Source organism: Enterobacter sp. JJBC, assembly GCF_036936505.1.
GTDB classification, from domain to species: Bacteria; Pseudomonadota; Gammaproteobacteria; order Enterobacterales; family Enterobacteriaceae; genus Enterobacter; species Enterobacter hormaechei_C.
Genome location: NZ_CP136935.1, coordinates 4629342 through 4647696, shown reverse-complemented (window position 1 = coordinate 4647696; position 18355 = coordinate 4629342). Strand labels below are relative to the sequence as shown.

Below are 18355 nucleotides of genomic sequence, written 5' to 3'. Positions count from 1 at the left end.
GGAATATCATGCGTCGTTTTATTCACTGGTTTTTCTATCTCAGTCTGCTTTCGCTTTTTGGCATGCTGAGTTTTCATGCCCATGCCCAGACTTCAACCTGCCGCACCACGCGCGATCAGTGGGTCGTTCAGGTGCCTTATGCCATAGGGTATGCGCCCGGCACGTCTGACTGGACGCCGATATCTGCGCCGATACAGTCTACCGGGGCGGATTTCTACAGCTGTGATGGCGGGAATGACGCCTGGCGTAGTATCGGCTTTGTCGACATGGATAACCCCGTCGGCACCGTGGTGGGGGAAGACGGCGCGTCACGTCACGTCTATAAAACTCAGATCGACGGCATCGGCTACGCGCTGGGGTTCCGGGAACAGCAGTACTGCGGCGCCGATGCGGTACGCTATATTGACGGCACAAGTCAGGTGAATGGCAAAGAGTCCCGGCGTATCTGCGATGCCTCACAGAATCCTGCCTTTGCCAGCGCCCCAACGTATAAATTGCAGTTCTGGGTGGTGTTTTACAAAATCCCGACGACCAGCCCCATGCCTGACGATAACGCCAACTCCCAGGAGCAAAATGTCGGATCGCTGATATTGCAGGCGGGAGAAAATCAAGCCAGCGCCACCAACGTGGCGACACCAGTACAGATTCATCTCGCCAGCTTCACCGTCAGGCGTACCAGCTGTTCAGTGGGCTCTCGCAGCATTCTTGTTCCCATGGGGAGCGTGAGCCAGCGTGAATTTCACGGCATCGGCTCCCGCGCCGGGGGCGGACGCTTCAGCATTCCGGTGACTTGCGAAAATAACACGGCGGTGAAGATGGGTTTCTTTGGCGATACCACGCCGGGCAACGATCGGGCGCTGGCGTTGACGAAGCAGGAGGATAGCGCCAGCGGTGTCGGGATCGAACTGCTTTACGGTGACAATACCGGTTCGGTTCAGGGGCAGGTGGTACCGTGGAACACCCCGCAGGTGTCAGCGCTTGGGCAAGTAGGGGATAACCAGACGCAAACCTTCTGGTTTGATGCGCATTACATTCAGACGGAAGCGAACGTGACGGCGGGAAAAGCGGATGCGATGGCCACGTTTAACCTGATTTACAACTGAGTTTCCCCTGCCGCAGCGGCAGGGGAGGACGATCAGAACGCGGTCTTACAAAAACCCGTCATCTCTTTCAGGCCCATTTCGCGACCAAGCTCAGTCATCGGGTGCACCACCACCAGGCCACGGACGCTTTTCTTCAGCTTGCCCATGTCGGCCTGCTCTTTTTTGGTGATCGCGCGGCGATGCGGCATGTTCATCAGCTTCTGCGCTTCTTTACTCAGCTTCTGGCCTTTCACTTCGCGCAGGCGTTCAATTTCCGCCTCCAGCTTCACGGACTCTTTTTCCAGCTCGGCATATTTCTCGGCGGAATCAACAAGGGAGAGGCCGGCCATCTGATGGCGGATCATATCCAGACGGTCGCTCAGGCGTTTAATTTCGTTCTTTTCGACTTCTTTCATGACAAATAACTCTGAAAACGGGGAATTTACAGGGAAGGATACACCAATGTGTGCGGGCTTACTTCTGAAACGCTTTTTTTAAGCTGATTTTAGAAATCAGCTCAGTCAGGGAAAGCACCATGGTGGAGCGGACAACCTGTTGATAACGCAGCTTTTGCATCGCGTACAGCTCTGGGTCGCTGTTATCAAACTGAGGTGCGGGAGGGAGCGCGGATACGCAGTGCAGTTCGCCGAAGGGCCCCAGTATCTCATCATCGGTAAAGGTGTACTCATTGCCGTCATGATTGAGCTCTTCGCGCAGCGCCATTAACAGCTCGGCGTCTTCATACTCCTGACGGTTCAGCACGCCGAGACCGTAAATCAGCTTCAGCCGTACCGATAAATCGCCCAGCGGTCCGTCTCCGTCCAGTAACGGTTCTACAGCGTACTTTACCGCGTAGTCGTCTTTGCGAAACACCTGAAGCACCAGAATGTTTACCGCCTCGGTTAACAGCTCGACGGCGGTAATCAGGAAACTTCGTACGGTTTTGCCAGCATTCAGACGCTCAAGCACACGATTTTCAAAGGCCTGGGTTTGTTCCATTATTGCCTGCATATCTGACAATCTGTTATTCGGGCGCAGGCTCACCTGCGCCGGACTCTGCATCATTTGGTTGCGTTGTATGCGCTGACCGCCTCCGCAACTACGTCACTGTTGGCATCCAGACCGGAGGTCTGCGCCAGCGCAGCTTGCGCGCCTTTGTCATCAATCAGCTGAGCCAGCTCAATTGCCTGCGGGTCCTGCTCGCTGCGGTAGTGCATTGCGGCAGCGATTCCCTTCACCAGGTTAGCGTGCGGCAGGCCGTATTCCAGCGTGCCCAGCAGCGGTTTAATCAGGCGATCGCCCGCGCTCAGTTTACGCAGCGGCTGACGACCCACGCGCTCAACGTCATCTTTCAGATACGGGTTTTCAAAACGACCGAGGATTTTCTGGATGTATGCTGCGTGTTTATCAGCATCAAAACCGTAGCGTTTGATCAGCACCGCGCCGCTCTCTTCCATTGCCCCTTTGGCCACCGCACGGATGTTCTCATCGAGGATCGCGTCACGAATGGTCTGATGACCGGCCAATTTTCCGAGGTACGCGGTTATAGCATGCCCGGTGTTCAGCGTGAAGAGTTTACGTTCGACAAATGCCATCAGGTTATCGGTTAATTCCATTCCCGGAATGGTCGGCAGCGCGCCCTTAAACTGGGTTTTATCAACGATCCACTCGCTGAAGGTTTCCACGGTCACTTCCAGCGGGTCGTTGGTGGCGGATGCTGACGGCGGAACGATGCGATCCACGGCGGAATCAACAAAACCTACGTGCGCTTCAACCCAGGCTTTATCTTCGTCGGCGACGGCCGCAAGAACGTGGCCTTTCAGCTGCGTGGTGCCGCGCACCATGTTTTCACAGGCGATGATGTTCAGCGGCGTTTCAACGCCCTGTGCTTTACGCTTCGCCAGGCCTTTCGCGACCGCCGGGGCGATACGCTCAAGCACCACCGGACCCACGGCTGTGGTGACCAGATCAACGCTGGCAATAAGATCGATAACATCGTCGCCAATGCTGCTTACCGCGTTGACGCCAGAGACCGTTTCAACCTGTTCGTTTTCACCCACCACGTGAACCTGATAGCTATGACGGGCATTCAGGGCATCCAGAACCACCTGATTCACATCGGCGAATGTCAGGGTAATGCCCGCGTCTGCCAGCAGTTTACCGATAAAGCCACGACCAATATTACCTGCGCCAAAATGTAATGCTTTCATAGTGTTAACCTTCATCAATGTTTTTACCCGAGAGGGCTGGGGTGAGGAACGTTTTCCCCTCACCCTAGCCCTCTCCCCGGGGGGAGAGGGAGGAGTACCGTTATTTGTTAAGCAGGGCCAGAACTTCTTCAACGCTGGTGGTGTTGGCCAGACGCTCAATAACCGTTTCGTCATCCAGCGCGTTGGTCAGGCTGGTAATCACCTGGATATGCTCGTTGTTGCGAGCGGCGATACCAATCACCAGACGGGCGATGTCGTCCTCTTCTTCACCGAAGCGCACGCCATCAGGATACTGACAGAACACCACGCCGGTTTTCAGCACGCGGTCTTTGGCTTCCACCGTACCGTGTGGAACCGCGATGGATTCACCCAGGTAGGTTGGGGTCAGCTTTTCACGCTCCAGCATCGCCTCAACGTATTCCGGCTGAACGTAGCCACCTTTCACCAGCTGCTCACCGGCGAAGCGAATGGCCTCTTCTTTATTGGTCGCCGTGCGGCCAAGGAAGATGTTTTCTGCGCCCAGTTTGAACAGATGCGCGTTGCTCTCGTCGAAGCTGTCTTGCAGGCTGGTACGTACTTTCACTTCGTTATCTTCATGGCGCTGCGCCGCCACCAGACGTTCGGTCAGGCTCGTGTACAGGCCGCTGTCGAGGAAGTTGGTCAGGGAAATGTGCTGCGCCTGCGGTACCTGACGCATAGCGCGTTCGGTCAGATCGCGGTGCGTGATCACCAGGTCAACGTCCGGCGGCAGGCTGTTAATCGCGCTGTTGGTGACGGAGATGTTGGTCAGACCCGCATCCTGCACTTTCTTACGCAGCACGCCCGCACCCATTGCGCTGGAGCCCATACCGGCATCGCAGGCCACGATGATTTTACGAACGTGGCTCAGGTCGTTAGAGACATCGCCTGCCGCCAGCGGCGTTGCGCCTTTGGATTCGGCTTTCATGTCATGCATACGACGGGTTGCCGCTTCGATATCGTCGTCTTCTTTCACCTTGCTGGTTTTCAGCAGGATAGCGGAGGCCACGAAGGAGACCGCCATGGCCGCACAGATCGCCGCGATGTTCGCGAAGTAGGCGCCTTTCGGGGTCATCGCCAGCACCGCCAGGATAGAGCCTGGAGAAGCCGGAGAGACCAGACCGCCGCCCAGTACGCTCAGGGTGAACACGCCGGTCATACCGCCGAGGATAACGGCCAGGATCAGGCGTGGGTTCATCAGCACGTACGGGAAGTAAATTTCGTGAATACCGCCCAGGAAGTGAATGATTGCCGCGCCGCCAGCAGACTGCTTCGCGCTGCCGCGACCGAAGAACATATATGCCAGCAGAACGCCCATACCCGGACCCGGGTTCGCTTCAATCAGGAAGAAGATGGACTTGCCGAGATCGTGAGACTGCTGAATACCCAGCGGCGAGAAGATACCGTGGTTGATGGCGTTGTTCAGGAACAGGATTTTCGCCGGTTCAACGAAGATTGACGCCAGCGGCAGCATGTCATGCGCCACCATGAAGTTAACGCCCGCCGCCAGCAGCTTGGAGAGCACTTCAACCGCAGGGCCAATGCCGAGGAACGCCAGAATCGCGAGGATCATCCCGATGATGCCCGCAGAGAAGTTGTTCACCAGCATTTCGAAGCCGGATTTGATCTTGCCATCAACCCAGACGTCAAATTTCTTAATCGCCCAGCCGCCCAGAGGACCGGCAATCATCGCACCGAGGAACATCGGCATATCCGCACCGACGATCACCCCCATGGTTGTGATGGCACCCACGACGCCACCACGGTCACCGCCCACCAGACGACCACCGGTATAACCGATGAGCAGCGGCAGCAGGTACGTAATCATTGGGCCAACAAGTTTCGCCAGCGTTTCGTTAGGCAACCACCCTGTCGGAATAAATAATGCGGTGATAATACCCCACGCGATAAACGCGCCGATATTTGGCATCACCATGTTGCTGAGGAAACGACCAAAGCTTTGCACTTTGATCTTGAAATCGGATGACATAAAACACCCCTTCTTATGTTTACGCTTAGGCTTGTGGCCCGAGGTTTATCGTTAATGTGCGGCGGCAGAGGTAGCCGGGCCCTGTTCTGATGCTGTGAAATCTGGCACTGAATCGTTCAACTGTCCAGACAGCGAAATTTTGTGTGATCTGAATCACATGAATGTAGGGGGTGAGGACATTAATGAAGTGATCGCGATCACATAATGTGTGTGTAAAAAAAATACATCGTTCAGAATTACGCCAAAATGGGCGGGTTTTTGTGATTAATATCACAATGTTAAGTTGGCTGTTTGTTTTCAGATTGTGATTTGATTCACAAAATATTTTTATGCAGATTTCTCCCGTATCCCCTCACGACAGGAATGCGATACGCACACCTGCCTTTTACCACGGCTTGATCCATACTGACCTCTTTGTGGGCATTAAGGATAAGCAATGAAACTCATCGGCAGTTATACAAGTCCTTTCGTGCGTAAGATTTCGATTCTCCTGCTGGAGAAAGGGATTGAATTTGAATTCGTAAATGAACAACCCTACAACGCTGAGAACGGCGTTGCGCAGTACAACCCGCTGGGGAAAGTCCCGGCGCTGGTAACGGACGAGGGCGACTACTGGTTTGATTCCCCGATCATTGCGGAGTACATCGAGCTGCTTGGCGTTGCGCCGGCCATGCTGCCGGCGGATCCAAAAGCAGCGCTGGCGATGAAGCAAATTGAAGCCCTGGCGGATGGCATTATGGATGCGGCATTAACGTCCGTACGCGAGCAGGCAAGGCCCGCCGCCCAGCAGTCAGAAAATGAGCTGCTGCGCCAGCGCGAAAAAATCAGCCGCAGCCTGGATATGTGCGAACAGCTGATCCGCGACGGGAAAATTCAGAGCGATAGCCTGAATCTGGCGACGATCGCCATCGCCTGCGCCATCGGCTACCTCAATTTCCGCCGCGTCTCGCCGGGCTGGTGCGTGGATCGTCCGCTGCTGGTCAAACTGGCGGAGACGCTCTTCCAGCGCGAAAGTTTCGCCCGGACTGAACCACCAAAGGCTTGATGCGGGTTATAACACTTCCTGGCGGGAGGCGGTACAATCCCCCCACATGTTAACTCCCTCTCCCGTCGGGAGGGGGGAAGATATTTACTCGCCAGGCGCATTCATGACTACTCATCATTCCCTCTACAGCCAGATCCCCGCTACCGATCGTCTGCTTCGTGACCCGCGCATCACTGCGGTGCTGGAGCAGTTTGGCCATACTGCAACGGTCGACATGCTACGCCAGCTTCAGGACGATGCGCGTCGCCATATTCAGGCTGAGAACGCGCTACCCGGCTGGTGCGAGGCATGGGCGCAGGAAGTTGAAAGGAGGTTGAGCAAGCACGCGCAAAGCGCGTTGCGCCCGGTTATTAACCTGACAGGCACGGTTTTGCACACCAATCTGGGCCGGGCACAGCAGGCAGAAGAGGCAATAGAGGCCGTCACCCGGGCCATGCGCTCGCCGGTGACGCTGGAGTACGATCTGGACGGCGCCGGGCGCGGACATCGCGATCGCGCGCTGGCGGATCTTCTCTGCCAGATCACCGGCGCGGAAGATGCCTGCATTGTGAATAACAACGCGGCGGCGGTGCTATTAATGCTGGCGGCCACCGCGAGCGGAAAAGAGGTTGTCGTCTCTCGCGGCGAGCTGGTGGAGATCGGCGGGGCGTTTCGTATTCCGGATGTCATGCGCCAGGCGGGCTGCACGCTGCATGAAGTGGGCACAACCAACCGTACCCATGCAAAAGATTATCGCACGGCGGTGAATGAAAACACCGCCCTGCTGATGAAAGTGCATACCAGCAATTACCACATTGAGGGTTTCACCAAAACGGTGGAAGAGGCTGAACTGGCCGCCATCGGGCGCGAGCTAAACGTGCCGGTGATTGCCGATCTTGGCAGTGGGTCGCTGGTGGATATGCGCCAGTATGGTCTGCCAAAAGAGCCAATGGTGCAGGAAATGGTTGCCGCGGGCGTAAGCCTGGTTAGTTTCTCTGGCGATAAACTGCTGGGCGGGCCGCAGGCGGGTATTATCGTCGGCAGGCGCGAGCTGATTGCGCAGCTACAGCAGCATCCGCTGAAGCGCGCCCTGCGTGCCGATAAAATGACGCTGGCCGCGCTGGAAGCCACGCTGCGGCTCTATCTCCACCCGGAGAAACTGGCTGACCGCCTGCCCACGTTGCGTTTGCTGAGCCGTGATGCGGCCTCTGTTCGCGCGCAGGCGGAAGCGCTACTGCCGCAGGTTGCTCCTCATTACCCTGAGTTTGAAGTTCGTATCGAGCCTTGCCTGTCGCAAATTGGCAGCGGCTCGCTGCCGGTGGACAGGTTACCGAGCGAAGCGCTGACGTTCACCCCGCGCGACGGACGCGGAAGCCAGCTTGAGGCGCTGTCGGCGCGCTGGCGCGCATTACCGACGCCGGTGATTGGCCGGATCGGTGACGGGCGCATGTGGCTGGATTTACGCTGTCTGGAAGATGAAGTGCGGTTTCTGGAGATGATGTTGAAATGATTATTGCCACCGCCGGTCACGTTGACCACGGCAAAACCACGTTATTGCAGGCCATTACGGGCGTGAATGCCGATCGCCTGCCGGAAGAGAAAAAGCGCGGCATGACCATTGACCTGGGTTACGCCTACTGGCCGCAGCCCGACGGTCGCGTGCTGGGCTTTATCGACGTGCCCGGCCACGAGAAGTTTCTTTCCAATATGCTCGCGGGCGTGGGCGGGATCGATCACGCTCTGCTGGTGGTCGCGTGCGATGACGGGGTGATGGCGCAAACGCGCGAGCATCTGGCGATCCTCCAGCTGACGGGAAACCCGCAGTTGACCGTCGCCCTCACCAAAGCGGACCGTGTGGAGGAGGCGCGTATCGACGAGGTGCGTCAAGAGGTGCTGGCGGCGCTGAGTGAATACGGTTTTAAGGATGCCGCACTGTTTGTCACCGTAGCGACAGAAGGCCGCGGTATCGATGCTCTTCGCAACCATTTGCAGCAGATCCCGTCTCGTGAACAGGCCAGCCATCACCGCTTCCGTCTGGCGATCGACAGGGCGTTTACCGTGAAAGGGGCTGGGCTGGTGGTGACCGGTACCGCGCTGAGCGGGGAAGTGAACGTGGGCGATACCCTGTGGCTCACGGGCGTGAACAAACCGATGCGCGTGCGCGGGCTTCATGCGCAAAACCAGCCGGTGGAACAGGCCCACGCCGGGCAGCGTATCGCGCTGAATATTGCCGGTGATGCCGAAAAGGACCAGCTTAACCGCGGCGACTGGCTGCTGGCCGACGCGCCGCCGGAGCCTTCTGAACGGGTCATCGTTTCTCTCCAGACCCATACGCCGCTGACCCAGTGGCAGCCGCTGCATATCCACCACGCGGCCAGCCACATCACCGGACGCGTGTCGCTGCTGGAAAACGATCTCGCCGAACTGGTGTTCGACTCCCCGCTCTGGCTGGCGGATAACGACCGCCTGGTTCTGCGCGATATTTCGGCGCGGGAAACGCTGGCGGGCGCGCGCGTGGTCATGCTGGATCCGCCCCGTCGCGGCAAGCGTAAGCCCGAGTATTTACAGTGGCTGGCCGCGCTGGCCCAGACCCGCGATGATAAGTCTGCGTTAGATATCCACCTTGAGCGTGGCGCGGTGGATCTGGCGGCGTTCGCCTGGGCGCGCCAGCTCAGCGGCGAAGGATTGCGTCTTCTGACGCAGGAGCCAGGTTTTATTCAGGCCGGAAACAGCCTGCTGAACGCGCCGGTGGCGGCGCGCTGGCAGCGCAAAGTGCTGAGCACGCTGGCGACCTACCATGAACAGCATCAGGATGAGCCCGGCCCGGGCCGTGAACGTCTGCGGCGCATGGCGTTGCCCATGGAAGAAGACGCGCTGGTGCTGTTGCTGATTGAAAACATGCGTGAAAGCGGCGTGATTGCAAGTCATCACGGCTGGCTACACCTGCCGGAACACAAGGCCGGTTTTACCGCTGAGCAGGACGCGGTCTGGCAAAAAGTGGCGGCGCTGTTTGGCGATGAACCGTGGTGGGTGCGCGATCTGGCGCGTGAAACTAATACCGATGAGCAGCTGATGCGTCAGGTACTGCGCCATGCGGCACAGCAGGGGATGATTGTGGCGATCGTGAAAGATCGTTATTACCGCAACGATCGGATCGTAGCGTTTGCGAACCTGATCCGGGAGCTGGATCAGGCGCGCGGATCAACCTGCGCCGCAGACTTCCGCGATCGGCTGAATGTGGGACGCAAACTGGCGATTCAGATCCTGGAGTATTTCAACCGCATCGGGTTTACGCGTCGTCGTGGCAATGACCATGTGCTACGCGACGCGCAGTTATTTCCGTAAGCGTTAAGCGCTGCGCGCCTGCTTCTGCTTAGCCAGCCAGACCGCGCCCAGCCTTCCCGCCTGGTTACCCAGCTCGCAGGGAAGGATGGGCACCCGGAGCGCCTCCCACTCCTCGAATCGCTGTAGGTATTTATCCAGCAGGAGATAGATTTTCTCCTGCTCGCTAATGCCGCCGCCAATCAGCACCGCCTGCGGATCAAACATGGAGATCACGCTGTAGATGCCCCGCGAGAGGAAATGCGCCCACTCTTCTATGGCCTCACGCAGATGCACGTCGCTGTCCATGCGTCTAAACAGCTCCTCACCATCAGGCATCTCATCTTCCGACACGGCCAGCGCGCGGCGGCAGGCTTTCATCAGGCCGCTGGCTGACGCCACTTCGTGCATCGGCTCGCCGTTGTTGCCAACGGGCAGCACGCCAAACTCACCCGCCCGGTAGTGCGACCCACGGTAGAGATCGCCCTCCATGACGATACCGCCGCCGATGCCGGTGCCGATGGTGATGCAGACAAAATGCTCATAGTCCTTGCCGGCGCCCTGCCAGCGTTCGCCCAGTGCCGCGCAGTTGGCGTCATTTTCGGTTGTTACGGGAAGATCGGTCAGCTGTGCGAAAAGCTCGCACAGGTTTTCACCGTCAAGGTAATCCAGCGCCCCGGCCTTGGCCGCTTCGCCGGTATGGTGATTGATGTGGCCCGGAAAACTCACGCCGATGCCGACGATCTCATGCTCCTGGCGGTACTTATCCACCACCGCTTTCCACTTCTGTTTGAAGGTGCTTTCATCGTCAGGCGTATTATATTCATCGGATGTCAGTTCTTCGCCGTTTTCGTTAATCACGCCGTGTTTGATGTGGGTTCCGCCCACGTCAAAGCCGATAAATAGCTGCATTGCATCGTTCCTCATGAGCCCCTGAGCTATTAAGTATGGCTCTGGCGGCAGAAACGAAACGTAAAGTACGGTAATCCGTGATACGGCTCGTAAACCCGTTACCGACAGGCGAGAAAACCACCAGCCGGAACTACCCTTGTTGTACACCTACTGCAAGGAGACGGTCATGACAAACAATCCTCCCTCATCGCGTATCCAGCCAGGCGAGTATGGTTTTCCCCTTAAGCTGAAGCCCCGCTATGACAACTTTATTGGCGGCGACTGGGTGGCGCCCGTCGACGGTGAATACTATCCCAACCTGACGCCCGTTACCGGCCAGCCGCTGTGTGAAATTGCCAGTTCGGGCAAGCGGGATATCGATTTAGCGCTGGATGCGGCGCATAAGGCGAAAGATAAGTGGGGACAAACGTCCGTTCAGGACAGAGCGGCCATTTTGTTCAAAATCGCCGATCGGATGGAGCAGAATCTGGAGCTGCTGGCGACCGCAGAAACGTGGGACAACGGCAAGCCGATCCGGGAAACCATGGCGGCGGACGTGCCGCTGGCGATTGACCATTTCCGCTATTTTGCGTCCTGCATTCGTGCCCAGGAGGGGGGAATAAGTGAAGTTGACAAAGATACCGTGGCGTATCACTTCCACGAGCCGCTCGGCGTGGTGGGGCAAATTATTCCGTGGAACTTCCCGCTGCTGATGGCGAGCTGGAAAATGGCGCCCGCGCTGGCGGCGGGTAACTGCGTTGTGCTGAAACCCGCTCGCTTAACGCCGCTTTCGGTACTGCTGCTGATGGAGGTGATTGGCGACCTGTTGCCGCCGGGGGTCATTAACGTGGTCAACGGGGCCGGGGGAGAGATCGGCGAATATCTGGCTACCTCAAAACGTATCGCCAAAGTGGCGTTCACCGGCTCAACGGAAGTGGGCCAGCAGATCATGCAGTACGCGACCCAGAACATCATTCCGGTCACGCTCGAGCTGGGCGGCAAATCGCCGAACATCTTCTTTGCCGACGTGATGGACGAAGAGGACGCCTTCTTCGACAAAGCGCTGGAAGGGTTTGCGCTGTTCGCGTTCAACCAGGGTGAAGTCTGCACCTGTCCGAGCCGCGCGCTGGTGCAGGAATCCATTTATGAGCGCTTTATGGAGCGGGCGATCCGGCGCGTGGAGTCGATTCGCAGCGGTAATCCGCTGGATAACGTTACCCAGATGGGGGCGCAGGTATCGCATGGCCAGCTGGAAACCATCCTCAACTATATTGATATCGGTAAAAAAGAGGGGGCCGATGTGTTGACCGGCGGTCGTCGTAAGGTGCTGGGCGGCGATTTGCAGGAGGGCTACTACCTTGAGCCGACTATCCTGTTCGGTAAGAACAACATGCGCGTTTTCCAGGAGGAAATTTTTGGACCGGTGCTGGCCGTCACCACGTTTAAAACCATGGACGAGGCGCTGGAGCTCGCCAACGACACGCAGTATGGCCTGGGGGCGGGCGTCTGGAGCCGTAACGGTAATCTGGCCTATAAAATGGGCCGGGGCATTCAGGCCGGACGCGTATGGACAAACTGCTATCACGCCTATCCGGCTCATGCGGCGTTTGGCGGCTACAAGCAGTCGGGCATCGGGCGTGAAACCCATAAGATGATGCTGGAGCACTACCAGCAAACGAAATGTCTGTTGGTCAGCTACTCCGATAAACCGCTGGGGTTGTTTTAATCTCCGGGCTCAGGCCGTCCCGGGTGGGGTGGCCTGAGCCGGGTTAAAGCCGGGTGGCGGCTTCGCCTTACCCGGCCTACTTTTTACTCCCTCTCCCGTGGGAGAGGGCTGGGGTGAGGGCAACAGGCCGCAGTTATTCAGCTTTCATCCACCCATATCCGCATTTCCCCTTCTCCCCGGTTTGCCCAACTGAACCACGGAATAAAGGTCAGCGTCCGGGGCTGACGTTCTACCGGTGAGTGGTCGTACTGCCACAGGGCATCAGTGTCCTTCGCCTGACACCCGATCCCTTCTGCCTGTATCAGCATCTTGTGCGCGAAAATGCCTTTGCCTTCAAATACCCGAAACGCGCTGTCCTGGGGCAAAGAAAGGTTATGCAGATTTGCGCCGTTATCGGCTTCTTCCAGGCAGTAAATCAGCGGCCCACGCTGCAATGCGACTTTCCCCGCCTGCTGGCGCACCTGCGGGTTGCCGTACACGCGGCGGACCGGCATCGGTAACGTCAGCGTCAGCGTGTCGCCTTCCTGCCAGCTTCGGTTGAGGTATAAGTATCCACGGGAGACCTCGCCTGTAATGGCCTGACCATTGAGCGAAACAGCCGGTTCCGCACACCAGTCCGGCAGCCTCAGGGCCAGCGTGTGAGTCACCGGAACTGGTGAGGTAATCTCGATTTTCACCTGCTCATGCCACGGATAGTTCCCGCTAATCCGCAGCTGGAGGATGTTATCCCCAACCGGAATGGCGACGTCGTTCCCCACGTACAGGTTGATCAACAGCGCGTCCGGGCGAACGGTATAAATGTAGTGCCCCAGCGAGGTCAGCACGCGCGCAATATTCGGCGGGCAACAGGCGCAGCCGAACCAGCGCTGGCGCACCGGTTTGACGTGGTCATAGATATGGTTAAAGGCCAGGGTTTTCGGGTGCACTTCCAGCGGATTCACATAAAAGAAATGCTTACCGTCCAGCGCCATGCCGCCCAGCACCGTGTTGTACAGCGCGCGCTCCATCACGTCGGCGTAGTGGCCGTCCGCCTCCATCTCCAGCATCCGGCGGGCAAACATCATCAGGCCGATGGAGGCGCAGCTTTCGGCGTAGACCGTATCGTTGGGCAGATCGTAATCGCTGCTGAACGCCTCGCCGCTGCTTTGGGAGCCAATCCCGCCGGTGATGTACAGCTGGCGCTGTGCCATGTTGTTCCACAGCCGCAGGCAATCCTGACGTTTCCCCTCGTCGTTGCTCAGGCGCGCCAGATGCGCCATGCCCGCCATCAGATAGACAAAACGCACGGCGTGGCCGATGGCCGTTTGTTGTGCGGCAAGGGGCAGATGCGCCTGGCTGTAGGCTTTGTCCTTGACCATCCACGCCGGGCCATAGGTGTTCCAGTATGACGTTCTGCCGCGCTTCTCGTATTCGATATCGTAGAAGTGAGGCTGCGCGCCGCGTTCCTCAATAAAGTATTTCACCAGATTGAGATAGCGTGGCTCCTGCGTGACGTCGTACAGCCGCATCAGCGCCAGCTCGATTTCCGGGTGGCCCGGATAGCCGTGCAGCTGGTTTTCGCCCGGGCCAAACACGCTGTCGATATGATCCGCCAGCCTGCACACCACGTCCAGCAGGCGGCGCTTTCCGGTTCCCTGGAAATACGCCACACCCGCTTCAATCATATGCCCGGCGCAGTACAGTTCGTGGCATTCGGCCAGATTGGTCCAGCGCTCGGCCGGTGCTTTCACCGTGAAATAGGTATTGAGATAGCCATCTTCACACTGCGCCGCTGCGACCAGCTCGATCACCTCGTCGGCGGTTTTTTCCAGTTCAGCATCCGGCTTCTGGCACAGCGACCACGCCACGGCTTCGAGCCATTTCGCCACGTCGCTGTCCTGAAAGACCATCCCGTAGAACTCCCCCTGTTCCAGACCGGCCGCGATGCGGAAGTTGGCGATGGCGTGGCTGGGTTCGGCCTCTGCCACGCGATCGTTAAGCGCATCCCACTGGTAGGGGATCACCACATCGCGGACCAGCCGTTGGTACTGACCAAGAAACGGGTCGTTGATTTTCAGCTGATGCAGGTCGGCTTCCATTATGGTCATATCGTTCTCCTCAGGACTGTACATGACGCTGGCGCAAATCGGTGGCAATGCGCGACATCACGGGATTGTTAAGCCTGCACCAGCGGATAGCGACCGCCAGAAGCAGGTGGAAAAGGGCAGGGAGCAGCGTCTCCATGGCGGTGATGCCCTGCAATGAGGCGGGCGTCTGGTTACCCGCGCCTGGCTGATAGGCCACGGCAATAAACACCAGGCTGATGATCCCGGCGCTGGATGCCCACGCGAGCTTGATGAAAAACAGATTGAAGGCGAAGTTCATCCCCGAGGAGCGCACGCCGGTTTTCCATTCGCCGTAATCATCGGCAAAGGCCATCAGTGAGAAGTGCAGCGGCAGGGTGAAGCCCAGGATCACGCCGTTACTTAAAATCACGATCAGCCAGAGCGTCTGGTGCGCCGGGCCACCCGGCAGGAACCACATTCCCACCGCAAGCGCAGCAAGTACCAGGTTGGTGTAGTAGTAGAGTTTGACGGTATCAATCCGCCGCGACAGCGGGCTGACGATCACCGCGCCCAGAATGGCAGCAAAGGTCACCATGGTGAAAAACAGCGAGGTGTACGCCGTGCTGCCCTGAAGCACGTAGGTGATGAAATACATGTATCCGCCGCCGCGAATGTTGAAGACGTTGATCAGCAGAAACGACATCACCAGCATCAGCAGCAGCTGATCGTTTTTCCGCAGGCCAGCCAGGTGTTCGCGCAGGGTGAATTTACCCATCAGCGCAAGCGGGACGCGCTCGCGCACCCAGAAGAAGCAGCACAGGAACATCACCACAGCGATGGCGCACAGCACGCCAACGCCCAACTGATAACCCCGGGCGGTATTGCCCTGTCCCAGCTCTGACACCAGCCACGGCAGGCCAACGGAGACCAGAAAGCCCGCCACGCCGCACAGTACGAAGCGCCAGGACTGGCAGGATATAACCTCGTTGTGGCGGGTGGTCATGGTGTTGATCAGCGCGCAATACGGCACGTTGATGGCGGTATAGCCCACTGAAAGCAACAGATAGGTGCCGAACGCCCAGGCGATTTTCACGCCCATGCTGGCGTCCGGGACGGTGAAGGTCAGCACGCCGACGATCCCGATAGGAAGCGCGACCCACAGCTGCCACGGACGAAAACGCCCCCAGCGGCTGTGCGTGCGGTCGGCAATCACGCCCATCACCGGATCGGAAATCGCGTCAAATACCCGAAGGGCAATAAACAGCGTGCCCACCAGCGCGGGCGTCAGGCCAAATACATCGGTATAGAAAAAGGTCAGGAAGTTCATGATCAGGCAGGTAATTACCGTGCCGCCCGCGTCGCCCAGGCCGTAGCCAATTTTCTCGCGGACTGACAGCCGTTCATCGGCAGCCTGTTTTGCAACTTCTGCGTCTGTAATCGGTGTGGAAGTCATGGGGTAACTCCTCGATAAACGATTTTTTTATCGTATTTGTGCAAGGTACCCCATTTATTCTGCATTCAACGGGCAGACCAACAAGGGAAGGGAAAAGTATAAAAAGGTGACAATTCCGACCTGATGATAAAACTGTGAGTTTGATCGAGCCGTTCTGCTGATATTTATTAATAATCAAGGGATAAAGACAATATTAGCCACCATAAAAGCGGAAAAATGAATATCCATGCTTGAATTATCCATAGCACTTCCGATCAGGGTTCAAAATGGCGGGTTATTTATCTCCCGGGGAGTGGGCCGTCATCCCGCACGAAAATTATCTTCATGGGAAATAATTTTTGTCGAAAAAGGGACATTAACGATCCAGGAGGAAAATACGCTGTTTGAGGTAAACGCTGGCGAGAGTTTATTACTTTGGCCGAAGCGGCGGCATGTCGGCGTGGAAGATTTTCCGGGCGATCTCAAATTTTACTGGCTGCATTTTGAGGTGGATGAACGCTTGCCGGTGTTGCCAGGCGCGACGCCGCTGTCGATTGAGCAACACTGTAGCGTGCGGGATCCGCAATATGTTATTGCGTTATTCCGTCAGTTTTTAAGCGAGCAGGAAAAATTACAGCGTAGCCAGGCGCTGGAGATAATCTTGCTGTTAATTTTGCAGCAGATATCGCTCTCGCCGGGATATGAAGATAAAGCGGATGATGCGGGCGCAGCAATGGCGTGGAAGGCCAAGCAGCTTATCCGCACGCACTTTCATTTGCCCCTGTCCACTTCACAGCTGGCGAAAGAGCTGCACTGCAACGCCGATTATCTGGGGCGAGTATTTCGCCGGACGTTTCATTTAACCCTGACGGAGGCAATTCACCGCCAGCGCGTCAGGGCCGCTGAAAAACTGCTGCTGAACGATGCGGCCTCATTAACTGAAGTGGCCGCCCGGTGCGGTTTTAATGACGTGGGTTATTTCCGGCAAATATTCTCGAAACATACCGGGTTAACGCCCGCCGTCTGGAAACGGCGGTACTGTAAAGAGCATATTAATTCTGGATGATCACTGGCCGTAATAGGCATTTGCGCCATGCTTGCGCAGGTAATGCTTATCCAGCAATTCCTGCTGCATAACCGGAAGCTGTGGTGCAAGCTGGCGTGAGAAAAGCCCCATATAGGCGCACTCTTCCAGCACCACGGCATTGTGTACCGCATCGGCAGCGTCTTTGCCCCAGGCAAACGGGCCGTGAGAATGAACCAGCACCGCCGGGACCTGCATCGGGCTTATGTCGCGCTCCTCGAAGGTTTTGATAATGACTTCCCCCGTCTGGTATTCATATTCACCCGCGATTTCAGCCGGGGTCATCAGCCGCGTGCAGGGGATCGCACCGTAGAAATAGTCCGCGTGCGTTGTGCCCCACGCGGGTAAATCCTGCCCCGCCTGCGACCAGATGGTGGCGTGGCGGGAATGGGTATGCACAATGCCGCCAATTTCCGGGTAACGACGATACAGCGCGAGATGGGTCGGGGTGTCGGAGGAGGGTTTTTTACTCCCCTCGACCACTTTACCCGTGGCGATATTTACCACCACCATATCTTCTGCGGTCATCACGTCGTACTCCACGCCGGATGGTTTGATCACCATCATGCCGCTGTCACGGTCAACAGCGCTGACGTTGCCCCAGGTGAACGTCACCAGCTGGTGGGCGGGCAGGGCGAGATTTGCCGCCAGCACCTCGGCTTTGAGTTGTTCTAACATGTCATGCCTCCTTCCTGCATTCGGGCTTCAATCCAGCGGCGCGCCTGGATGATCTCCAGCACCGGCTCTTTGGCTTTCTCGGTCCACATTTCAATCAGAAATGCGCCGCGATAGTTAAGTTGATTCAGCGTGTTAAACACGCCAACGAAATCGACGCAGCCCTCGCCAAACGGCACGTCGCGGAACTGGCCGGGGCTTTTTTCGGTTACGGGCCGGGTATCTTTCAGGTGGATAGCGGCGATGCGGTCAATGCCCAGCGTCAGCTCGGCGGTGACGTCGTTGCCCCACGCGCTCAGGTTGCCGATGTCCGGGTAAACGCTGAACCACGGCGAGGCGAGCATGTCGTCCCACTTTTTCCACTTGCTGATGGAGTTCATAAACGCGGTGTCCATGATCTCTACCGCCAGCATTACCTGTGCGGCGGCAGCCTGCTCCACGGCCCACGCCAGCCCTTCGGCAAAGCGCTGTTGCGTGCCCTCGTCATGCTCCTCGTAGTACACGTCATAACCCGCAAGCTGGATGGTGCGAATACCCAAATCACGGGCCAGCCGGATGGCTTTGGTCATGATCTCGCGGGCACGTTCGCGCACGATTTCTTCGCGGCTGCCAAACGGGAAGCGACGGTGGGCAGACAAGCACATCGACGGGATCGCCACGCCGGTCTCCAGCATCGCTTCCACCAGAGAGGCGCGCTGCGTGGTACTCCATTCAAGGCGCGATAAACGCTCGTCGGTCTCATCCACCGACATCTCCACAAAATCGAAGCCGCAGCTTTTTGCCAGAACCAGGCGCTCCGGCCAGGAGAGATCTTTTGGCAGCGCTTTTTCGTAAATGCCTAACGGATGCTGACGCAT

General features: G+C 57.5%; 15 protein-coding genes. 6 read left to right on the top strand and 9 right to left on the bottom strand.

Annotated elements, in window-relative coordinates; all coding sequences use genetic code 11:
* Positions 1 to 8 precede the first annotated feature (8 nt).
* Positions 9 to 1103 (top strand): fimbrial protein, encoded by a 1095-nt coding sequence (locus tag RY075_RS22330; RefSeq protein WP_032608569.1) that lies wholly within the window; start codon positions 9 to 11, stop codon positions 1101 to 1103.
* A gap of 32 nt (positions 1104 to 1135) precedes the next feature.
* On the opposite strand, the gene RY075_RS22325 is transcribed toward RY075_RS22330, so the two are convergent.
* From RY075_RS22325 to RY075_RS22310, 4 genes are all read right to left on the bottom strand, one after another.
* A complete protein-coding gene (locus RY075_RS22325) occupies positions 1136 to 1498 on the bottom strand; it encodes a YibL family ribosome-associated protein (protein WP_022652042.1) in 363 nt (120 codons plus the stop codon).
* A 58-nt stretch (positions 1499 to 1556) separates the two neighbouring features.
* Complete coding sequence (mtlR, locus tag RY075_RS22320) at positions 1557 to 2147, bottom strand: mannitol operon repressor MtlR (protein WP_023315021.1); 591 nt, start codon at positions 2145 to 2147, stop codon at positions 1557 to 1559.
* A complete protein-coding gene (gene mtlD, locus RY075_RS22315; protein WP_232967750.1) occupies positions 2144 to 3292 on the bottom strand; it encodes a mannitol-1-phosphate 5-dehydrogenase in 1149 nt (382 codons plus the stop codon). Before mtlD ends, mtlR begins: the two co-directional genes overlap by 4 nt.
* Positions 3293 to 3392: 100 nt before the next feature.
* On the bottom strand, positions 3393 to 5300 hold the full coding sequence (locus RY075_RS22310; RefSeq protein ID WP_023315019.1) for a PTS mannitol transporter subunit IICBA: 1908 nt from the start codon (positions 5298 to 5300) through the stop codon (positions 3393 to 3395).
* Positions 5301 to 5736: 436 nt separating this feature from the next.
* Here RY075_RS22310 and RY075_RS22305 point away from each other — a divergent pair, with 436 nt between their 5' ends.
* The 3 genes from RY075_RS22305 to selB all read left to right on the top strand — a co-directional run bounded on the left by RY075_RS22305 (position 5737) and on the right by selB (position 9669).
* On the top strand, positions 5737 to 6345 hold the full coding sequence (locus tag RY075_RS22305; protein ID WP_015572763.1) for a glutathione S-transferase: 609 nt from the start codon (positions 5737 to 5739) through the stop codon (positions 6343 to 6345).
* Between the two features lie 103 nt (positions 6346 to 6448).
* The gene (gene selA, locus RY075_RS22300; RefSeq protein ID WP_047653395.1) at positions 6449 to 7834 is read left to right on the top strand and encodes an L-seryl-tRNA(Sec) selenium transferase; all 1386 of its coding nucleotides are present in this window, start codon (positions 6449 to 6451) and stop codon (positions 7832 to 7834) included.
* The gene (gene selB, locus RY075_RS22295; protein ID WP_063944962.1) at positions 7831 to 9669 is read left to right on the top strand and encodes a selenocysteine-specific translation elongation factor; all 1839 of its coding nucleotides are present in this window, start codon (positions 7831 to 7833) and stop codon (positions 9667 to 9669) included. Before selA ends, selB begins: the two co-directional genes overlap by 4 nt.
* Before the next feature lie 3 nt (positions 9670 to 9672).
* Here the strand turns inward: selB and RY075_RS22290 are convergent, their stop codons facing one another.
* Positions 9673 to 10557, bottom strand: a complete 885-nt coding sequence (locus tag RY075_RS22290) for an ROK family protein (protein WP_109948955.1) — start codon at positions 10555 to 10557, stop codon at positions 9673 to 9675.
* A gap of 166 nt (positions 10558 to 10723) precedes the next feature.
* On the opposite strand from RY075_RS22290, the gene aldB reads away from it, so the two are divergent.
* A complete protein-coding gene (gene aldB / locus RY075_RS22285; protein ID WP_109948956.1) occupies positions 10724 to 12262 on the top strand; it encodes an aldehyde dehydrogenase AldB in 1539 nt (512 codons plus the stop codon).
* A gap of 137 nt (positions 12263 to 12399) precedes the next feature.
* On the opposite strand, the gene RY075_RS22280 is transcribed toward aldB, so the two are convergent.
* Positions 12400 to 14349, bottom strand: a complete 1950-nt coding sequence (locus RY075_RS22280) for a glycoside hydrolase family 127 protein (protein WP_109948957.1) — start codon at positions 14347 to 14349, stop codon at positions 12400 to 12402.
* Positions 14350 to 14359: 10 nt separating this feature from the next.
* Positions 14360 to 15760, bottom strand: a complete 1401-nt coding sequence (locus tag RY075_RS22275) for an MFS transporter (RefSeq protein ID WP_338627967.1) — start codon at positions 15758 to 15760, stop codon at positions 14360 to 14362.
* Between the two features lie 226 nt (positions 15761 to 15986).
* Here RY075_RS22275 and RY075_RS22270 point away from each other — a divergent pair, with 226 nt between their 5' ends.
* Positions 15987 to 16805 (top strand): helix-turn-helix domain-containing protein, encoded by an 819-nt coding sequence (locus RY075_RS22270; RefSeq protein WP_032649828.1) that lies wholly within the window; start codon positions 15987 to 15989, stop codon positions 16803 to 16805.
* Here RY075_RS22270 and araD read toward each other — a convergent pair whose 3' ends face one another.
* Both araD and RY075_RS22260 read right to left on the bottom strand, forming a co-directional pair.
* Complete coding sequence (gene araD, locus RY075_RS22265) at positions 16806 to 17501, bottom strand: L-ribulose-5-phosphate 4-epimerase (protein WP_017382588.1); 696 nt, start codon at positions 17499 to 17501, stop codon at positions 16806 to 16808.
* Entirely contained in the window at positions 17495 to 18355 is an 861-nt protein-coding gene (locus tag RY075_RS22260) for an L-ribulose-5-phosphate 3-epimerase (protein ID WP_048241661.1), read from the bottom strand. Before RY075_RS22260 ends, araD begins: the two co-directional genes overlap by 7 nt.

What these genes read in the sequence shown, in the direction of transcription:
- RY075_RS22330 (WP_032608569.1), top strand. Translation starts at nt 9, where the DNA reads ATGCGTCGTTTTATTCACTGGTTTTTCTATCTCAGTCTGCTTTCGCTT.
- RY075_RS22325 (WP_022652042.1), bottom strand. Translation starts at nt 1,498, where the DNA reads ATGAAAGAAGTCGAAAAGAACGAAATTAAACGCCTGAGCGACCGTCTG.
- mtlR (WP_023315021.1), bottom strand. Translation starts at nt 2,147, where the DNA reads ATGATGCAGAGTCCGGCGCAGGTGAGCCTGCGCCCGAATAACAGATTG.
- mtlD (WP_232967750.1), bottom strand. Translation starts at nt 3,292, where the DNA reads ATGAAAGCATTACATTTTGGCGCAGGTAATATTGGTCGTGGCTTTATC.
- RY075_RS22310 (WP_023315019.1), bottom strand. Translation starts at nt 5,300, where the DNA reads ATGTCATCCGATTTCAAGATCAAAGTGCAAAGCTTTGGTCGTTTCCTC.
- RY075_RS22305 (WP_015572763.1), top strand. Translation starts at nt 5,737, where the DNA reads ATGAAACTCATCGGCAGTTATACAAGTCCTTTCGTGCGTAAGATTTCG.
- selA (WP_047653395.1), top strand. Translation starts at nt 6,449, where the DNA reads ATGACTACTCATCATTCCCTCTACAGCCAGATCCCCGCTACCGATCGT.
- selB (WP_063944962.1), top strand. Translation starts at nt 7,831, where the DNA reads ATGATTATTGCCACCGCCGGTCACGTTGACCACGGCAAAACCACGTTA.
- RY075_RS22290 (WP_109948955.1), bottom strand. Translation starts at nt 10,557, where the DNA reads ATGCAGCTATTTATCGGCTTTGACGTGGGCGGAACCCACATCAAACAC.
- aldB (WP_109948956.1), top strand. Translation starts at nt 10,724, where the DNA reads ATGACAAACAATCCTCCCTCATCGCGTATCCAGCCAGGCGAGTATGGT.
- RY075_RS22280 (WP_109948957.1), bottom strand. Translation starts at nt 14,349, where the DNA reads ATGACCATAATGGAAGCCGACCTGCATCAGCTGAAAATCAACGACCCG.
- RY075_RS22275 (WP_338627967.1), bottom strand. Translation starts at nt 15,760, where the DNA reads ATGACTTCCACACCGATTACAGACGCAGAAGTTGCAAAACAGGCTGCC.
- RY075_RS22270 (WP_032649828.1), top strand. Translation starts at nt 15,987, where the DNA reads ATGCTTGAATTATCCATAGCACTTCCGATCAGGGTTCAAAATGGCGGG.
- araD (WP_017382588.1), bottom strand. Translation starts at nt 17,501, where the DNA reads ATGTTAGAACAACTCAAAGCCGAGGTGCTGGCGGCAAATCTCGCCCTG.
- RY075_RS22260 (WP_048241661.1), bottom strand. Translation starts at nt 18,355, where the DNA reads ATGCGTCAGCATCCGTTAGGCATTTACGAAAAAGCGCTGCCAAAAGAT.